The 17,983-nt window shown below is 71.9% G+C and carries 17 protein-coding genes; 1 reads left to right on the top strand and 16 read right to left on the bottom strand.

Annotated features, from left to right (window positions below; all coding sequences use genetic code 11):
* Window positions 1–278 precede the first annotated feature (278 nt).
* The 9 genes from trmD to AB1460_RS06635 all read right to left on the bottom strand — a co-directional run bounded on the left by trmD (window position 279) and on the right by AB1460_RS06635 (window position 11,772).
* The gene (gene trmD, locus AB1460_RS06595; protein WP_368959710.1) at window positions 279–1,067 is read right to left on the bottom strand and encodes a tRNA (guanosine(37)-N1)-methyltransferase TrmD; all 789 of its coding nucleotides are present in this window, start codon (window positions 1,065–1,067) and stop codon (window positions 279–281) included.
* Between the two features lie 134 nt (window positions 1,068–1,201).
* On the bottom strand, window positions 1,202–1,828 hold the full coding sequence (gene rimM / locus AB1460_RS06600; protein ID WP_368959711.1) for a ribosome maturation factor RimM: 627 nt from the start codon (window positions 1,826–1,828) through the stop codon (window positions 1,202–1,204).
* Between the two features lie 39 nt (window positions 1,829–1,867).
* Complete coding sequence (locus AB1460_RS06605; protein WP_006544182.1) at window positions 1,868–2,101, bottom strand: RNA-binding protein; 234 nt, start codon at window positions 2,099–2,101, stop codon at window positions 1,868–1,870.
* A complete protein-coding gene (rpsP, locus tag AB1460_RS06610; protein ID WP_368959712.1) occupies window positions 2,102–2,542 on the bottom strand; it encodes a 30S ribosomal protein S16 in 441 nt (146 codons plus the stop codon). It abuts the gene before it with no gap.
* Window positions 2,543–2,806: 264 nt separating this feature from the next.
* Entirely contained in the window at window positions 2,807–4,405 is a 1,599-nt protein-coding gene (gene ffh, locus AB1460_RS06615; RefSeq protein ID WP_368959713.1) for a signal recognition particle protein, read from the bottom strand.
* A 550-nt stretch (window positions 4,406–4,955) separates the two neighbouring features.
* Window positions 4,956–6,230 carry a signal recognition particle-docking protein FtsY gene (gene ftsY / locus AB1460_RS06620; RefSeq protein WP_368959714.1) on the bottom strand — a complete coding sequence of 425 codons (1,275 nt, stop codon included), beginning with the start codon at window positions 6,228–6,230 and terminating at the stop codon, window positions 4,956–4,958.
* Window positions 6,231–6,325: 95 nt separating this feature from the next.
* On the bottom strand, window positions 6,326–10,147 hold the full coding sequence (locus AB1460_RS06625) for an AAA family ATPase (RefSeq protein ID WP_368959715.1): 3,822 nt from the start codon (window positions 10,145–10,147) through the stop codon (window positions 6,326–6,328).
* A 610-nt stretch (window positions 10,148–10,757) separates the two neighbouring features.
* Complete coding sequence (locus AB1460_RS06630; protein ID WP_368959716.1) at window positions 10,758–10,955, bottom strand: hypothetical protein; 198 nt, start codon at window positions 10,953–10,955, stop codon at window positions 10,758–10,760.
* Between the two features lie 505 nt (window positions 10,956–11,460).
* Complete coding sequence (locus AB1460_RS06635) at window positions 11,461–11,772, bottom strand: acylphosphatase (protein WP_368959717.1); 312 nt, start codon at window positions 11,770–11,772, stop codon at window positions 11,461–11,463.
* Between the two features lie 198 nt (window positions 11,773–11,970).
* On the opposite strand from AB1460_RS06635, the gene AB1460_RS06640 reads away from it, so the two are divergent.
* The gene (locus AB1460_RS06640; RefSeq protein ID WP_241829842.1) at window positions 11,971–12,180 is read left to right on the top strand and encodes a hypothetical protein; all 210 of its coding nucleotides are present in this window, start codon (window positions 11,971–11,973) and stop codon (window positions 12,178–12,180) included.
* Between the two features lie 134 nt (window positions 12,181–12,314).
* Here AB1460_RS06640 and AB1460_RS06645 read toward each other — a convergent pair whose 3' ends face one another.
* The 7 genes from AB1460_RS06645 to AB1460_RS06675 all read right to left on the bottom strand — a co-directional run bounded on the left by AB1460_RS06645 (window position 12,315) and on the right by AB1460_RS06675 (window position 17,888).
* Window positions 12,315–13,076: a DUF2786 domain-containing protein gene (locus AB1460_RS06645; RefSeq protein ID WP_368959718.1), complete on the bottom strand. Its 762-nt coding sequence runs from the start codon at window positions 13,074–13,076 to the stop codon at window positions 12,315–12,317.
* Window positions 13,077–13,260: 184 nt separating this feature from the next.
* Complete coding sequence (gene mutM / locus AB1460_RS06650; RefSeq protein ID WP_368959719.1) at window positions 13,261–14,166, bottom strand: bifunctional DNA-formamidopyrimidine glycosylase/DNA-(apurinic or apyrimidinic site) lyase; 906 nt, start codon at window positions 14,164–14,166, stop codon at window positions 13,261–13,263.
* A gap of 27 nt (window positions 14,167–14,193) precedes the next feature.
* Entirely contained in the window at window positions 14,194–15,033 is an 840-nt protein-coding gene (gene rnc, locus AB1460_RS06655) for a ribonuclease III (protein WP_368959720.1), read from the bottom strand.
* Window positions 15,033–16,037, bottom strand: a complete 1,005-nt coding sequence (locus AB1460_RS06660; RefSeq protein ID WP_368959721.1) for a phosphate starvation-inducible protein PhoH — start codon at window positions 16,035–16,037, stop codon at window positions 15,033–15,035. The genes rnc and AB1460_RS06660 overlap by 1 nt, the downstream gene beginning before the upstream one ends.
* A 7-nt stretch (window positions 16,038–16,044) precedes the next feature.
* Window positions 16,045–16,215: a 50S ribosomal protein L32 gene (rpmF, locus tag AB1460_RS06665; RefSeq protein ID WP_018640585.1), complete on the bottom strand. Its 171-nt coding sequence runs from the start codon at window positions 16,213–16,215 to the stop codon at window positions 16,045–16,047.
* Window positions 16,215–16,799: a YceD family protein gene (locus tag AB1460_RS06670; protein WP_368959722.1), complete on the bottom strand. Its 585-nt coding sequence runs from the start codon at window positions 16,797–16,799 to the stop codon at window positions 16,215–16,217. The genes rpmF and AB1460_RS06670 overlap by 1 nt, the downstream gene beginning before the upstream one ends.
* A 222-nt stretch (window positions 16,800–17,021) precedes the next feature.
* Window positions 17,022–17,888 (bottom strand): hypothetical protein, encoded by an 867-nt coding sequence (locus AB1460_RS06675; RefSeq protein ID WP_368959723.1) that lies wholly within the window; start codon window positions 17,886–17,888, stop codon window positions 17,022–17,024.
* Between the last annotated feature and the right edge of the window lie 95 nt (window positions 17,889–17,983).

Genomic DNA, 17,983 nt, shown 5'->3' on the forward strand with positions numbered 1-17,983 from the left:
GCGCGCCGCCGCCCCGGCACGGAGCCGGGCGGGCGGACGCCAGAACGGCGGAAAGCCAGGACAGCGGGGACCAGGCGAGCGGTCCAGTGGGGTGCGCCGGTTCGTCGGACCGACAACGCCGACCGACAGTGTGAGCGGACAGTCGCCATCTGTGGACGGTGCCATCGATGGTAAGTGCCAGCGGACAAGGTCAGTGAACAGCGTCGGTCATGAACCGGCGGACACTGCATCCTACTGTGCCACACGAATGCGGTGTCCGGTCGGTAGCCCCACTCCGGTCAGCCTGTGCTGCCCGTCGGACCGAGGCTCACCGGGCCGGAGTTCACCGGAGCGGGGTCCACCGGAGCAGGCCGTGCCAGCACCGAGCGATCCCGTTCCGACAGATCGACGCGTTCCAGCAGCTCGGGGCGCCGGCGGGCGGTGCGCAGCAGCGCCTCGTCCCGCCGCCACCGGGCGATGGCCGCGTGATCGCCGGAGCGCAGGATCTCCGGCACCGCACGCCCTTCCCAGACCGGCGGACGGGTGTAGACCGGCCCCTCGAGGAGGCCATGCGCGAAGGAGTCGTCCGTGAGCGACTCCGCGTTACCGACCACTCCCGGCAGCAACCGCGTGACCGCCTCGACGATGACCAGCGTGGCAGCCTCTCCCCCGGCCAGCACGTAGTCCCCGATCGAGATCTCGTCGTCCGCCCATGCGTCGACCACACGGCCGTCGATGCCCTCGTAGCGGCCGCAGCAGAAGACAAGCCAGTCCTGCGCGGCAAGCTCAGCGGCGTAGCTCTGGGTGAACGTCCTCCCGGCCGGCGTGGGGACGACCACCCGGGGCCGGCGGGACGGATCACGCTCGCAGATCTCGCGAAGCGCGCCGTCCCACGGCTCGGGCCGCATCACCATGCCGGGCCCGCCGCCGTAGGGCGAGTCGTCGACCGTGCGGTGGATGTCGTGCGTCCACTGCCGCAGGTCGTGCGTGTGAATGTCGACCAGGTCCCGCGCCGCCGCCCGCCCGACCAGGGCCAGTTCCAGCGGGCGCAGGTACTCCGGAAAGATCGTCACGACGTCGATGCGCATCCGCTGCCTTCGTGCCTGAGGTGTGCCGCGGCCCGGAAGGACAACCTGCCGAGCCCTGCCGCGGCGCCGCGCCGGCAGATCCGTCATGCACGGCAGATCAGCCGTGCTGCCCGGTAGACAGTCGCGCCGCGAGGTCAGTCGAGGTCGAGCAGGCCCGGCGGCGGGTCGACCACGATGTGGCCGGCCTTCGGGTCGACGGTCGGCACGATCTCGCGGACGAACGGGACCAGGTACTCCCCACCGCCCGCACGGCTGATCGCGAGGATCTCGCCCGCCGGGGAGTGAACGACGTCGGCGACGTCCCCCAGCACCACGCCGTCGGGAGTCCGTGCCTGCAGGCCGACCAGGTCACGATCCCACCAGGTCTCACCGTCGTCGTCCTCACCGGCCACCGTCGGCGGACCGGACTCGTCGGAGTCGATGGTCAGCAGACTGCCCCGCAGCGCCTCGGCGGCACGACGGTCAGCGACCCCGGCGAACCGCACCAACAGACGCCCGGAATGCCACCGGGAGGTCTCCACCCACAGGACCGACCCGAAGGGCGGCACAGTGGCGGCGTTCGGCGGCGCGGCCCCCTCTCCCGTCTCGGGACCGTTCCCGGTGGAGGGCGTGCCCACCGCCCGGTTCTCCGCAGCCCGGCGGACCAGGGCGGACCCGGGCGCGAAACGCCGCTCCGGAAGGTCGGTACGGACGTCGATCGTCACATCCCCACGGATGCCGTGGGGACGCCCGACCCGCCCGACGACGACGGGTTCACCCATGGGACGCGGCAGCGTGCCCACGGGTGCCGACAGCGGGCATCAACGGTCCACGTCGACGACGTCGATGCGCAGACCGCGACCGCCCACACCGCCCATCACGGTACGCAACGCCCGGGCGGTCCGGCCGCGGCGACCGATGACCTTGCCGAGGTCGTCGGGATGGACCCGTACCTCCAGCGTCCGGCCGCGCCGGTTGCTCGACAGATCGACCCGGACATCGTCGGGATAGTCGACGATGCCGCGGACGAGATGTTCGAGAGCCGCCTCGAGCACTTACTGCCCCGCGGCCGGCTCTGCCGGCGCCGCCTCGGCGCCGTCGGCAGCGGCCGCCTTCTTGGCCTTCTTCGGGGTGGTCGCCGGCTTGTCGTCGGCCGCGGCCGCCGCCCGCGCCGCCTCGGCGAAGACCTCGCGCTTGTCGGGCTTCGGTGCCGGGAGCTTCATCGGCTCAGGGGCGGGAAGGCCCTTGAACTTCTGCCAGTCACCGGTGACCTTGAGGATCGCCAGGACCGGCTCGGTCGGCTGGGCGCCGACGGACAGCCAGTGCCCGACACGGTCCGCGTCGACCTTGATGATGCTCGGGTCGGACTTCGGGTGGTACTGCCCGATGGCCTCGATGACACGGCCGTCCCGCTTGGTGCGGGCGTCGGCGATGACGATGCGGTAATGCGGCTCGCGCATCTTGCCGAGGCGCTGAAGTTTGATCTTTGTTGCCACGGTGGTCGAACGACTCCAGACATATCGGTGACCACCGGAACACACGGGAGGACCGTGGCGCCCCGATGGCGGGAGAGCACCGCCGGCGGCCGACCGCAACGGAACTCCCTCAGGGAGCTGACCCGAGCGGCCACACCGACGCCGGCAGGCAAGGCCTGTATGACCTTACAGTCTGCCAGATCACCCGCCGGGACAACGCCCGGGGGCTCGCCACGCTCGAAGGGACCCGGAGAACACCGCGCGAACACCACCCCGCGGTGGAAATCAGCGGCCCTTCCGGGACCCGCGCCCCGGGTTCCCGCCGGCGCCGGGGCCACTCCCGCCGACGTTGCCCCCGCCGATCCCGTGCTGCTGCATGAGGGCCGCGAGGTCGGGCATCCCCTCCAGGTCGGCCCCGCCGACGCCCGGACCGAGGGCAGGCGTGCCGTCCTGGCCGGTGCGGCGCTCCTGCGCCTGGGCCGCCCGAGCCGCCGGGTTCCCGCTGCGCCGCGCGCCCTTGCCCTTCTTGACCGCCTTGCGTGCCTGCGCGGCCTTCCCTCGCCCCATCCCGGGGAGGAGGCCGGCGCCGCCCGCCATCTGCTTCATCATCTTGCGGGCCTCACCGAAGCGGTCCAGCAGCTGGTTGACCTCGGTCACCGTGACACCGGAACCGCGGGCCACCCGGGCCTTGCGGGAAGCCTGCAGGATCTTCGGGTCCTGCCGCTCGGCCGGGGTCATGGACCGGATGATGGCGACGACCCGGTCGAGATCGCGGTCGTCGACCTGGGCCAGCTGGTCCTTGATCTGGCCCATCCCCGGCAGCATCCCCAGCAGGTTGCCGATCGGGCCCATCTTGCGCACGGTGAGCATCTGCTCGAGGAAGTCCTCGAGGGTGAACTCCGAGGCGGCCATCTTGGCGGCCATCGCCTCGGCCTGCTCGACCTCGAAGGCCTTCTCGGCATGCTCGATGAGCGTCAGGACGTCGCCCATGCCGAGGATGCGGGAGGCCATCCGCTCGGGGTGGAAGACGTCGAAGTCCTCGAGCGACTCACCCGTCGAGGCGAACATGATCGGGGCCCCGGTGACCCGGGCCACGGACAGCGCGGCGCCACCGCGGGCGTCACCGTCGAGCTTGGTCAGCACGACGCCGGAGAAGCCCACCCCGTCGGCGAACGCCTGGGCCGTGGAGACGGCGTCCTGACCGATCATCGCGTCGAGGACGAAGAGGATCTCGTCCGGAGAGACCGCGTCCCGGATGTCGGCGGCCTGGCGCATCATCTCCTCGTCGACGCCCAGGCGGCCGGCGGTGTCGACGAGGACCACGTCGAAGACCTGCCGGCGGGCGTGCGCGAGTGCGTCCCGAGCGACACGCACCGGGTCGCCGACGCCGTTGCCGGGCTCGGGCGCGAACACCTCGACGCCGGCCCGCGCGCCGACGACCTGAAGCTGGTTCACTGCGTTCGGGCGCTGCAGGTCGGCGGCCACGAGCAGCGGGGTGTGCCCCTGGGCCTTCAGCCACCGGCCGAGCTTGCCGGCGAGCGTGGTCTTACCCGTTCCCTGCAGGCCCGCCAGCAGGATGACCGTGGGCGGCGTCTTGGCGAAGCGCAACGTGGTCGTCCCGCCGCCGAGAACGGCGACGAGCTCCTCGTTGACGATCTTGATGACCTGCTGCGCGGGATTCAGCGATGTACTGACCTCGGCGCCACGGGCGCGCTCACGGATCGCCGCGACGAAGCTGCGGACGACCGGCAGGGCGACGTCGGCCTCCAGCAGCGCCACCCGGATCTCACGGGCGGTGGCGTCGATGTCGGCGTCGGTCAACCGCCCCCGGCCACGCAGCGACGTGAAGACCTTGTCGAGGCGGCTGGAAAGGGTGTCGAACACGCGCACACACTCCGAGATCGCAGACGGACCGCAGCCACCAGCGTACGCATCACCCGCTGATCCGGAACCGGGGGCCGCGCGGCGGTGGCGCTCCCCGCGGGCCGCACGGCAGCACCGCCCAGCCCGGCGAGGCGTGCCCGCACGGAACCCGGCATGACGCCGGCCGGCTCCGCCCTCTGCGCTGAGGAGGGCGAGACACCTCGCCGGAGGCTCACAAGCCCGACTGGATGGACCAGGGACAAGGCCTGGGCGGCGGCTGGCCGCGGATCGTGGGCGAACCCGGTGCAGTCCGGACACCAGGCAGCACGGGAGACCAGGACGGCCTGGAAACCAGTGTGGCGCTGACGCCGAGAGAGCACCGAGCCCGGCGGATCCGCGTACGCGGAAAGCGTAGATCCGCACCCGCCCACAGGGGAAGAGCGCGGACGCCCCGGAATGTGGTCCCTGCGTCCGCAGAGGTCAGGAGAGGCGGACCAGACGGGCCAGACGAGACGGATCAGGGCCAGGCGGCCCGGCGGTCAGGCGGCCCGGCGGTCAGGCGGTCAGGCGGTCAGGCGGAGTCGCCCACGAGTGCGTCGACGAAGGCCTCGGGCTCGAACGGCGCGAGGTCGTCCGGGCCCTCGCCGAGACCGATCAGTTTGACCGGCACGCCCAGCTCGCGCTGTACCGCGATGACGATCCCGCCCTTGGCTGTGCCGTCAAGCTTGGTCAGCACGACGCCGGTGATGTCGACGGCCTCGGTGAACACCCGCGCCTGGACGAGCGCGTTCTGGCCGGTGGTCGAATCCAGCACCAGCAGCACCTCGTCCACCGGGCTCTGCTTGCCGACCACCCTCTTGATCTTGGTCAGCTCGTCCATCAGGCCGACCTTCGTGTGCAGCCGGCCGGCGGTGTCGACGAGCACTGTGTCCGCGCTGTCCTCGATCCCACGCTTCACGGCCTCGAACGCGACCGACGCCGGGTCGGCGCCCTCCGCGCCGCGGACGGTCGTCGCACCGACCCGGCCGCCCCAGGTCTCCAACTGGTCCGCCGCGGCGGCTCGGAAGGTGTCCGCGGCGCCGAGCACGACCGACCGTCCGTCCGCGACCAGCAGCCGGGCGATCTTCCCGCAGGTGGTCGTCTTACCGGTTCCGTTGACACCCACCACCAGCACGATGGCGGGCCGGTCGGGCGCCGAGGTGCGCAACGAGCGGTCCATCGTGGTGCCGACCTGGGCGAGCAGCTCGTCTCTCAGCATGGCGCGGGCGTCGGCCGCGGTGCGGGCGCCCAGAACCCTGGTGCGCTCACGCAGGGCCTCCACCATCTCCGTGGTCGCCGCGACGCCGACGTCAGCGACCAGGAGCGTGGCCTCCACGTCCTCCCAGGTCTCCTCGTCCAGGTTGTCCCCGGACAGCAACGCGAGCAGGCCACGGCCCAGAGCGTTCTGGGAACGGGCAAGCCGGGCCCGCAGGCGCACCATCCGGCCGAGCGCCGGGGCGGGGACGTCCAGCGGGGTACGCGGGGAGATGATCTCCGGCTCGGCGGAGATCTCGCCGGCGGGGGCGGGGACGGCAGGTGCCAGCCCCGCCTCCTCGACGGGCGCGGGCGTCCCGACCGCCGTCGAACCGGGCAGATCCGGCCGGGTCTCGCCCGTAGGCAGGACCGGCGGGGCATCGCCGAGGGTGCCGGCAACGGAATCTGGTGGCTCGGTACCCCCGTGCCTGCCAGCGTGGCCCAGACCACGCGGGCCCCGGCGGGTGCGCCCTCGCAGGGCGCTGCCGGCGACGAGGCCGACCACACCCACCAGGGCAACGGCGATGAGAACGATGAGGATGACCAGCTCCACGACACGATCCTTACAGATCGCGGCGCAACGATCGCTCGTCCACCCCCCGCGCCACCGCGAACGAGGTACCCGGACGGGGTGGTTCCAGCACCTGGTCAGGCCGAGGCGCGGGCCCGCAGGCGCTGGCTGATCACCGTCGTGATGCCGTCGCCGCGCATCGCCACGCCGTAGAGCGCGTCGGCGATCTCCATCGTGCGCTTCTGGTGGGTGATGATGATCAGCTGCGACTTCTCCCGCAGTCCCTCGACGGCGTTCAGCAGCCGGCCGAGGTTGCGATCGTCGAGCGCCGCCTCCACCTCGTCCAGAACGTAGAACGGCGACGGCCGGGCGCGGAAGATCGCGAGCAGCAGGGCGAGGGCCGTCAGCGACCGTTCGCCGCCCGAGAGCAGCGACAGCCGCTTGACCTTCTTCCCCGGCGGACGTGCCTCCACCTCGATACCGGTGGTCAGCATGTTCTCCGGGTCGGTCAGGACGAGCCGGCCGTCGCCACCCGGGAACAGCGTGGCGAAGACGATCTCGAACTCGCGGGCGGTGTCGGCGAACGCCGTCGCGAACACCTCGCGGACCCGCGCGTCCACCTCGTCCACCACAAGGAGCAGGTCCCGCCGGGTGCTCTTCAGATCGTCCAGCTGGGTGGAGAGGAACGCCGCGCGTTCCTGTAGGGCGGCGAACTCCTCCAGCGCCAGCGGGTTGATCTTCCCGAGCCGGGCCAGCTGCTTCTCGGCCCGGCCCGCCCGGGTCACCTGCTCCGCGCGGTCGAACGGGACGGGCTGGCCGTCCGGTTCGTCGGGTGGCACCAGAACGTCCGGGCCGAACTCGGCGATCAGGTCATCCGCGGCGACCCCATGTTCCTCGAGGGTCTTGGCCTCCAGAGTCTCGACGCGCAGCCGCTTCTCGGCGCGCGCCAGATCGTCGCGGTGCGCGGCGTCGCGCAGGGTCGCCAGCTCGTTCGCCCACCCGCGCACCTGTTCGCGGACGGTACCGAGTTCGGCCTCGGTCTCCCGGCGAGCCGCCTCCGCCGTCTCGCGCTCGGCCGCCGCGGCGCCGAGCGAGTCCTCGAGCGCCACCAGTGCGGTGTCCGCCGCGGCGGCAAGTGCGGCCGCGGTGGCGGACTGGCGTTCCCGCACCTCGCGGCGCGCGGCGGCGGCGGCCCGCGCCGTCCGCTCGCTCGCGGCGGTCCGCATCAGCGCCTCGGCGCGGCCGTGCAGCCCCCGCACCCGCTCCTCGCTGGTGCGCACCGCCAGCCGCGCCTCGACCTCTGCCGCGCGGACCGCCGAGGTCGCCGCCACCAGGCGGTCCCGCTCCGTCTGCGAAGGCTCACCGGCATCCGGTTCGGCAGAGCTGGCCGCAAGCTCGCCCTCCAGCTCGGTAAGCGCCCCGTAGGCCTGGTCGCGCGCGGTCTCCGCCGCGAGTCTGGACCGCTCCAGGCGGGTGATCTCACCGGCGGCGGCGCCCCGGGTGCGGTCGATCTGCGCGAGATGCTCGGACAGCGCCCGATGCCGTGCGTCTGCCCCGTGCCGCTCGGCGAGTGCGGCGTCAATGGCCGCGCGGGCCCGCTCCACGGCCTCACGGGCCGGGCCCAGGTCCTCACGGGATGCCTCCCGGCGGGCCAGGGCCTCGATCGCCCCGCGGTCTGCCTCGTCCGCGGCGGCCTGGACCTCCAGGACCGATGGCGGCGTGGCGCTGCCGCCCAGCGCCGCCCGCGGGCCCAGCAGATCGCCGTCCCTGGTGACGACTGTCGTCTGGGGGTGGCAGGCGAGGACCTGCCCGGCCACCCCCAGATCGTCCGCGACGACGGTGTCTGCGAGAAGATCCCGGACCGCGGCCTCATAGCGTGCATCGACCACCGTGACCAGGTCGAACGCCGGAACGGATCCGGCAGGCAGCCCATTTCCGGACAAGGCTTCCCCGGATGGCTCCCCGCGGTCGGTGCGCGGTGGGTCTGCCGCCACGAGCGCCGCCCGGCCGGCGTCCGATCCGCGCAGCCAGCGCAGCGCCGCGAGAGCATCCTGCGGGGCGCCCACCAGCAACGCGTCCGCGGCCGGACCCAGTGCCGCCGCGATTGCCGCCTGTGCGCCCGGCGCGACGGTGACGAAGCTGGCCAGCCGCCCGATGATCTCGACCGACGGATCGAGCGGCGGGAGCTCGACGACGGTGTCCGGCTCGTCGCGGCGGGCACCGCGCCCGTGCCGCTTCTTCCCTCCCCGCCCCTGGCGGCCGGCCTCGGTGGCAGTGGATGTCGTGGATCCGGCGCGCGCTGCCGTGGCTGCGACCGTCGCGGCGACGGTCGGCGGGTCGGCGGCGGTCGCCGGTTCGGAGGCGGACAGTTCGGAGGTGGACGCCGTCTCCGGATCGTCCGGACGAATCCCCGCCGCCGCGCGTTCGCTGGCCGTCACGGCCGCGGTCAACAGTGCGCTGGCGCCGTCAGCAGGAGCGAGGGACAGTTCGAGGGCTTCCCGGCGCGCCTGCCAGGAAGCCCGGTCACGCTCCGCCGCGCGCTCGGCGTCGCGGAGCGCATCCAGGCGTTCGCTTGCCGCGCCGTGCACGACAACGGCCTCGCCGTGCCGTTCGGCCAGCTCTTCCCGTGCGGTCTCGATCCGCGCAAGCTCCGCGTCGAGCGCCGAGCGGGAACCCGCAGTCTCCTCGTCCCGCGCGTGCGCTGCCTGCAACGCCTCGGTCATCCGGATGATGTCGGCCTCGGCGGCCGCGGCACGCGAACGGGCCGCTTCCACCCGCCCCGCGAGCCGGGCCAGGGTCTCGCGGTGATCCGACGCCGCCTTCGCGGCGGCGAGCAAGGCTTTCTCCTCCTGTGCCAGCAGCTCTTCGAGGGAGCCCCGGCGGGCCATCACCTCGTCGAGAGTCTCACGGTCCAGCTCCAGCCGCTCGGTCAGCGCGAGCTCCTGTTCCCGGACCGCGATGGCCTCCTGCTCGAGCTCCTCCGGGTCACGGCCGCCTCGGTGCTCCTCGGCGGCCCCCAGCAGCCGCGACCGCTCGGCCGCGAGCGATCGGCTGCCCCGCAGCCGCTCCCGGGCGGAAGCGAGGCCGTACCAGGTCTCCGCCGCCCGCGCCGCCCGCGGCACGGCCGCGGCGAGCTGGGCCTCGAGTTCCGCCTCCCGCCGCTGGCCGTCGGCCAGCACCCGCTCGGTCCGCGTGACGCGGGTCCGCAGCGCCTCCTCGTCCGCCGCGTCGGAGACGATCGCGGCCCGGGACGCGGCGAGGTCGTCAGCCAGCAGCCGCAGCCGGGCGTCGCGCAGGGCAGCCTGGATCACTCCGGCCTTGCGGGCGATCTCCGCCTGGCGGCCCAGCGGCCCGAGCTGCCGTCGCAGCTCGGCGGACAGGTCGGTGAGGCGCGTCAGGTTCGCCGCCATCGCCTCAAGCTTGCGCAGCGCCTTCTCCTTGCGCTTGCGGTGCTTGAGGACGCCCGCCGCCTCCTCGATGAACGCTCGGCGGTCCTCGGGGCGCGCGTGCAGCACGGCATCGAGCTGGCCCTGCCCCACGACCACGTGGAGCTCGCGCCCGATCCCGGAGTCACTCATCAGCTCCTGGATGTCCAGGAGGCGGCAGGTTGTGCCGTTGATGGTGTATTCGCTCTCGCCGCTGCGGAACATCAGCCGCCCGACGGTCACCTCGGAATACTCGATCGGCAGCGCGCCGTCAGTGTTGTCGATCGTCAGCAGCACCTCGGCGCGGCCCAGCGCGGGGCGGGACGGCGTGCCGGCGAAGATGACGTCCGACATCGTGCCGCCACGCAGCGCCTTGGCGCCCTGCTCGCCCAGCACCCAGGCGATCGCGTCGACGACATTGCTCTTGCCCGACCCGTTGGGGCCCACGACACAGGTGATGCCGGGCTCGAGATGCAAGGTGGTCGAGCTCGCGAAGGACTTGAAACCCCGCAGGGTGAGACTTTTGAGATGCACCGGGCTCCGGGCGGCGGAGGGACGAAAAGTCGTGGCCGGGCCGGCAACCGCCGGCCCGGACGAAGATCAGTCGACATTCGACCCGCTCATGGTACCGAGCGAGGCCCCGCACCCCGCTCAGGCACCCCGGACACAGGTCGGGTGACCTGCGACATTCCGCCTGCAGCAGCTCCCCGCCATCGCAACGGCCGCCACGAACGGCCGCCAGCTCGGCGCAGCTACGCCCGGCGTCAGGAGCTCACAGCGCACACAGGCGCGAACCGCCAACGTGTGCGACAACTCGGACACACCCGTCGCCGGACACTCGACACCGGGCCCGGACCCTCCGCGGATCAGTCGGATCAGCAGAAGACCGGCACCTCGGATGACTCACCCGGAACGACAGAAGCCACTCCAAGTGACACTACGACCACTTCTAGTGATCGAAAAATGGCACAACAAGGCCTCGCCGCGCCGAGCACGCCCCCTCCTCGCCGAGAACAAACCCCCAAGGAGGCAGCACTGGGCATGAAGGATCCCTGCCCGGCAAGAGACAAGGGGCCCTCACCGTGCACGACATTGCATATGGGGCACCCGAAGTGCCCGGGATGTGTGTACCTGCGGAGCCGGATCAGGTGAGCGCGGGCTCGACCTCGAGTGAACGCACGTCAGCGGGGACGTCGACCCCGTCGACGAGTGCCTCGTTCACTGCCCGGACGCGCGCGAGCTCAGCCTCAAGCTCCGCCACCCGGGCACGAAGACGGCGTACCTCGTACGAGAGACGCATGTCGCTGCCAGAACCGACGTGGCCGAAAAGGGCCTTCGCCATGGTGATGGTCCTCCACGATGAGTGACCTAGCGGGATGTTGGGGCGACGAGATCAGAAGGATCAGAGCGCGCCCCAGAGAATGACCTAAGAATCCCACGCCAGGCGACCGAAAGTCAAGAGCATGCCACAAGCCCCACGCACGGTCCGCCGAACATCAGAAAATCGCCGCTGTCGTACACCTCACGGGACACATGACGCGGGACCAGACGCAGCAGGTTCGTCCGCGCTTCGTCCATGTGGCGGCGTCGACACCTGGCTTGTTCGGCGCCCGCCGCCTCCCCCGATCGGGCCTGCCACCAGCAACGATCATCTGCAGGCGCAGGGAAAGCAGGTCGCGACCCCACATCCAGGCGCAGCAATGATCGCATCGTCGCCACTGTGATCGCATGGTCTCGTTGAGCAAAAGCAGACTTGCGCCAACGCGGCCTTCTCTGTGAAGTTCGACTCCGTTCGCGCGGACGTCGCCGCGGTTTACTCACTCGTTCAATCGAGCCCGGATGCGCGTTCAGCGCCGAAGGAACCCGTCCAATCCGCCCCGCGGGTCACTCCATACATGATCGACGCGATCCGTGCGCCCCGGGGTGTGCCCGGTCACGAGCAGCTCCAGCAGCGCCTCGCAGGCTCCCCGCTCGCCCTCGGCGATCACTGCGACCGCACCATCCGGCAAATTCGTCGCAGACCCGACAAGACCCATACGGCGCCCCTTGGTACGCACGTAGTCACGGAACCCGACGCCCTGAACCAGACCTTCGACCCGCGCGGTGAGGCGGACCACGTCCCTGCCGGAGGCGCCCTTCGTCTCGCGAATCTCGTTCATCGGAGCGGTAGGGTACTAGCCATTGTGGACACCATGTACATCGAGAGCGCGCAGCTCAACAGGGGCACCGAGGCCACCCTTCCGGCGGGGCGCGATCCGGGGACGCCGTCGAACGGCAGCACCGTTGGTGATCATGTGCGCATCCCTGGGCGATCAGGGCGGCGACGGTCGCTGGCGTGCATGGCCGCCGTGTGTTCGATGGGGGTCGCACTCCTCCTCTCCGGCTGTGGTCAGAACTTCGAGCAGGACGGCGGAGTGATCCCGGTGCCGCACGCCAGCACCGAGGGCTCCACTGTGACGCCGGCCGCCGTGCCGTCCGAGCCGGTGATCGGCCCGGGCTACGCACCGCCCCGCGGTGAGCGCCCGACGCAGACCGCCGTCCCCAACCTGCCTGGTGGCAAGCTGTAGGTCAGTCAGGCTGATCGGCGTGGCTTCACCGCCACGCCGATTCGATCAGATTTCCGCTCACGCCGTCCGCACCTGGGCTCGTCTTCCAAGGCGGAGTCGAGTCGTGCCCCGCGCAGGTCACCCGCTCCCGCCGGTCAGCCGAGCTCTGGTCTCGCTCCGCGCCGCGCCGGTACGCGCCGCCCCTCCCCCAGATCTGCCCGTTGACCGGCCCGATAGCCGTCACGGCCGCCCGATCCCGAGAGCTGACGCGCCCGGGTCGTGCGCAGGCGCGGGTAGACGCGCGCCAGGTGAGCGTCGACGACACCCTCCCTGCTCGCCAGTACCACGGCGACAGACCGCCGCTCGGGCGTTCCGTCCGCCGCCGGCGGCTTCTCGGCTCCCTCGGCGCGGCGGCGCGCCGCCTCCTCGGCCTGGGCGAGTCTGTCTCGCACCGCGACGGAGAACCCCGCCATCCAGGATCGCCGGAAGGCCCGCGGGTCCTCCCAGCGGGGTGGGTGCACCGCGGCGAGGCCGTGCGCCTGCTGGACGAGCAGCGACGTGAACAGCATCTGCACACGTTCGATGTCACCTGCCATGCCGAACAGGTGAGCCGCGTGGGCCGTGCCCGAGCCCGCGGGTTGCGTGCGGTGGACGAGCCGGCAGCCCAGCGGGTCCGCCACGCTGGCGAGCAACGAGATCTTGTCCCGCGCGTAGGGCGCGTCGATGCCCATCACGACGTCGCCGGCGACAGCACCCGCTGGAGCGGCGTCCTCCAGCAACGCACGGTCGATCCCGTACTGGGCGATGAGCTCCGCGGCCTTGGCGTTGTAGTTCTCCCGAGCCGCGTCGGGCAGGCCCTCGGCCTCCGCCATCGCCAGCAGCTTGCGGACGCGGCCAAGCAGAGCATCGGGATTCATGGCGCCTCCGTCCACGGTCCTCCTCCGGAGTGGATACCAGAAGAGGACACCGTCTGTACGGCCTCGCCGAACCCGGGACGACAGCCTGCCGGTGGGGCTCCCTCACGGAACGCCTTCAGCCGGCTTCCACCGTCAGCCCCCGGTCACGGCCATGAACGAGGCTGAATCGAATGTGTGTTCGACTTTACCATCGCGCACGGCGCGGCCTCGGTTGGCACACCGGGCAGGTGAAGCTGGAGCGGTTCATGAACGCGTCCCGCTGGATGAGCCCCCCGCACCGCGAGCACTCCTGGCCGCCGCGTCCATAGACCGTCAGGGATCGCTCGAACAGGCCACTGACACCCTCGGTCGAGACGTACAGCCGGTCGAAGGACGTCCCACCCGCGGCAAGCGCCGCCGTCATCACCGTGCGGACGGCTTCAAGCAGGCGGATGGCCTCCGCCCGGGTCACCGACTCGGTCGGGCGGGCGTAGTGCAGGCCGGCCGCCCAGAGTGCCTCGTCAGCGTAGATGTTGCCGACACCGCTGATCAGCGTCTGGTCGAGCAGCGCGCGTTTGAGGCCGGTCCGGCGCCGGCGCAGCGCGGCGACGAAGTGATCGGGGTCGAACTCCGCGGAGAGGGGATCTGGCGCTATGTGGGCGATGGTCACCGGCAGCTCCGAACCCGGGACGACACAGAGGCCACCGAACGTCCGCTGATCGACGAAGCGCAGCTCACGCCCGCCGTCGGTGAAGCGAAGACGAACGCGCAGATGAACCTGATCCGGGCTGTCCGCGGGGACCACGAGGAGTTGCCCGCTCATCCCGAGGTGACCCAGCAGCGCCTCGCCGGCGTTGTTCGCCTCGTTCACGCTGCTCACACCACTCACACCGTTCACGGCGGCCGGGCTGAGGCCCAGCCACAGGTACTTGCCGCGGCGCGACGCGGAGACCATCGTCCGCCCGGCCAGCGTGGCCTCGAAGTGATCGGCACCGGCGGCGTGACGACGGACGGCCCGGGGGTGGCGCACCTCCACCTGCGCGATCGTCCGGCCGACCACCCCTCGTTCCAGCCCGCGCCGGACGACCTCGACTTCCGGAAGTTCAGGCATCACCGGTGGCGCGCGCCGCGGAAGCGATCATCGGGGCTCGCCCGCCCTGGCCCCTGCGTCTCCGGCCGGAGTGCCGACAGTGGTGGCAGTGCTGTCGCCGGCCGCGTCTACCGGGCGCTCTGCGTCCTGACGCAGTTCGGCTCCAGCGCTCTCGGCCGACCGCTTCTCCAGCACGGCGAAGGCCGTAGCCGCGGCCCGCTGCTCGGCTTCCTTCTTACTACCGCCCTCGCCCTCGCCGAGAACCTCACCGGCGACCCGCGCGAAGGCAGTGAACCGTTTTGCGTGATCCGGGCCGGCCTCGGTGACCACGTAGTCCGGCGGCCCGAGCCCGAGCAGCGCCGTCTGTTCCTGCAGTGAGGTCTTCCAGTCCAGGCCCGCGCCGCGGCCGGCTGCCTCGTCGAGCAGCGGGTCGAACAGCCGGTGGACGAAGTCGGAGGCGACGTCGAGGCTGTTCGAGAGGTAGACCGCGCCGATCACGGCTTCCAGCGTGTCCGCGAGGATGCTGGGCTTGTCCCGCCCGCCGGTCGCCTCCTCGCCGCGGCCGAGCAGCAGGTACGGCCCGATTCCGGTCGGGCCGAGGCGCCGTGCCACCTCGGCGAGCGCGCGCATGTTGACCACCGAGGCACGCTGCTTCGCCAGCTGGCCCTCCGGCAGATCAGGGTGGCGGCGGAACAGCGCTGCGGTCACGATGAGCCCGAGGACCGCGTCGCCCAGAAACTCCAGCCGCTCGTTGGTCGGCAGGCCGCCGTTCTCGTAGGCGTAGGACCGGTGGGTCAGCGCCCGGTCGAGCAGCTCCGGATCGACGTTGACCTGCAACGCTTCGACGAGCCCTTCCCGCGGCGGGGGAACCGACTGAGCCCGGCTCATCAGGACAGCCCCGCCAGCTCCCGGCGGCGCTCGACGAGCGTCGCCATGGCGTCACGGACCGATCCGGCGAGCCCCGCACGCACCGCGCCGACCGCCGCACCGACGGCCGCGGGCAGCGCTCCCGGCGGTACCGGTCCGACCACGGGCAGGTCACCCACCCGGACGGCTGTCCCGTCCACTCCCAGCACGATCATTCCCCCCTGAGGTTGCGAAGTGTCCGCCTGCCCCGGAGCTCGGCCCGGCCCGTCCGGCGCCCCGCCGATGGACGGCCCCAGCGCGGCGAGCAGGACGTCCCCGGTGAACCCGTCGGTGACGACGACATCGGCTCCCGCCCCGGTGAGGAGCCTGTCGGCGGTCACCGGCCCGACGAAGTCGACGCCGAGCGAGGCCAGCAGATCGCCGGCGGAGCGGCGCAGCGGGTCGAGCAGCGCCGGACGCGCCGACAGCAGACCGACCCGCGGACTGTCGACGCCGTGCCGAGCCCGGGAGAGACGGGCCCCGACCAGGGCGAACTGAGCGAGCTCATCCGCGGTGACGTCAACCGAACCCCCGGCATCACACAGGACCACCGGCCTGCCGGTGGGACCGAGACCGCCAGGACTGAGGTGGAGGGTGACAGCCGCAGCGGCCCTGGTAGCCCCCGGGACGAGGCCAAAGGTGAATCTGGCCGCGGCCAGGACGGCCTCCAGGGGCGCCAACGACACCATCGCGTCGGCCTGCCCGTCCCGCACGAGCCGGGCAGCGATCCGCACGCCGCTGTCGCGGCGGGCACGGACTTCACGCAGCGCGTCCGGACCCGGTGCCACGCCGCGTCGGGCGTCGACCAACCGGACACGCCCACCGGAGAGAAGCCCCCGCGCGGCGGCCACCGGTTCGACGTCGCCCGTGGGCGCCACCACGGTCAGCGTCAGCTGCGGATCGCCGGCCAGCGCAGTGATCAGCTCGTCGAGGGCACCTTCCGGAGGAAGACCCTCACCGACCAGGTCGACAGCGATGCGCGCCACACTGTCGTCAGACGTCGAGCACCTGACGATCGTTGTAGCGACCACAGGTCGGGCACGCGTTGTGCGGGCGGATCACATGGCCACGGGCGCACTTCGCCAGCGTCGGCACCTTGGCCTTCCACTGCGCGCGACGAGACCGGGTGTTGCTGCGCGAGGTGCGCCGCTTCGGGACGGCCACTAGTCCTTCTCCTTGTTCTCGGTGATGGCGGGATCCGCGGCGAGGCCGGACAGCGCCGCCCATCTTGGATCCTGCCGGTTATGGGAATGGTCCGGGCCGACCTCGTCGAGGCGGGCGCCGCAGTCGACGCACAGGCCGGCACAGTCCGGACGGCAGACCGGCGACAGCGGCAGGCTGAGCACCATCGCGTCACGCACCACCGGCCCGATGTCGGCATGATCGTCGACAAGGACTCCGATGTCGTCCTCGTCCTCGGTCTCGACCACCCGGTCGGGGTAGTAGAACAGTTCCCTGATCTCGACGGATGCCGTGTCGCTGACCTCATCCAGGCAGCGGCCGCACTCCCCCGACAGCGGCGCCGTGACGACGCCGCTCACCAGGACTCCCTCCATGACCGACTCGAGCCTCAGGTCGAGCGCCACCGTGGCGCCCGCGGGCACCCGCAGCATCTCGGTGCCGAAGTCGGACGGCTGGACGATCGTGGTCTCGACACGACGAAGCGAACCCGGCCGGCGGCCGAGTTCACGGGTGTCAAGCACGTAGGGACCCCGAGGGGCGCGTCGACGTACTCGTTGTGTGGTCATGGCTGTCACAGCAGATGTTCTCACGTCGCGGTCGTTGCGGGACTGACCAGAGAGCAGGGAACCGATCGTACCGATCGGAGATCGCCCGCCCCACCCCTCCCGGCAGCCGGCGGAGGCCAGCGACGAGCGGCCGGCGAACCCGCCGGCCAGCCCGGGCCGGCGTGGAACAGACCGGATCCGGACGGGAGTGCGCACCCACGTCACCGGGCACGGACAACCAGCCTATCCGATCGGCGCTCCGGCACCCGATGTCAGCCGGACATGACCCGTCATGCCGCCGCGCGCCGCCGGCATCCCGCCCCATTGCTCCCCGCGCTGGGAGAGCTCGGCCTCCGGCGCCGTGGCGGCCCTCCCGGGGGCGCCGGCCAGGCCGACGCCACCCCTGGGCCCGTCGGCGTCGAAATCTGCCGCGTCGGCGCGGGCCGGCTCCTCCAGCTCGCCGGCGGGCCCGTAGCCGGCGGGCCCGTAGCCCCCGGACTCCCCCTGCCGGGGAACCATCACGTGCTGATCGCCACCGGCCCAGCCGCCGGCCGGTCCGGCCCCGCCCGCACGCGCCCCACCCACGCCCATCTCGGCTCCGGACGGGTCAGCCGAGCCGACCATGCCGCGAGCACCGGCCGCACTGGCCGCACTGGCCATCGCCGCCCGCGAGGCGAGGCGCTCCCGCCCCCGGGTCACCGAGATGAGCGTGCGGTCGAGCAGCTCCTCGAAGCCGGCGAGCTTCCCGTCGACGTAGGCGTCGATCTGGCTACGCATGTCCTCGGACTCCCGGCGGGCGGCAGCCATGATCGACGCCGCGTCCGACTGGGCCTGGACCACGACGGCGCTGCCCGAGGCAAGGCGTGCGCCCTCCCGGCGGCCGTCGGCGACGATGGCCGAGGCCTGGCGGTGCGCGTCATCGATGATCGACTCGCTGTCCGCCAGGATCCGGTCGGCGTCCGCGAGCCGCTCGGGCAGCCGGGCCCGCAGATCCTCCAGAGCCTCCAGCATCTCGGCCCGGTTGAGCACGCAGGACGCCGACAGCGGCATCGCCCGCGCACCCTCGACCAGGGCGATGATCAGATCGAGGCGCTCAGCGAGATCGTCCATGACCGGTAGGTTACGACCGGTCGCCGGGGCACCCGGTAGCGACACTCCGCTAACGCACGTGGACCGACCACGGAGACACAGAAGCCCGAAATCAG

The organism is Parafrankia sp. FMc2, from assembly GCF_041008525.1.
Lineage (GTDB): Bacteria > Actinomycetota > Actinomycetes > Frankiales > Frankiaceae > Parafrankia.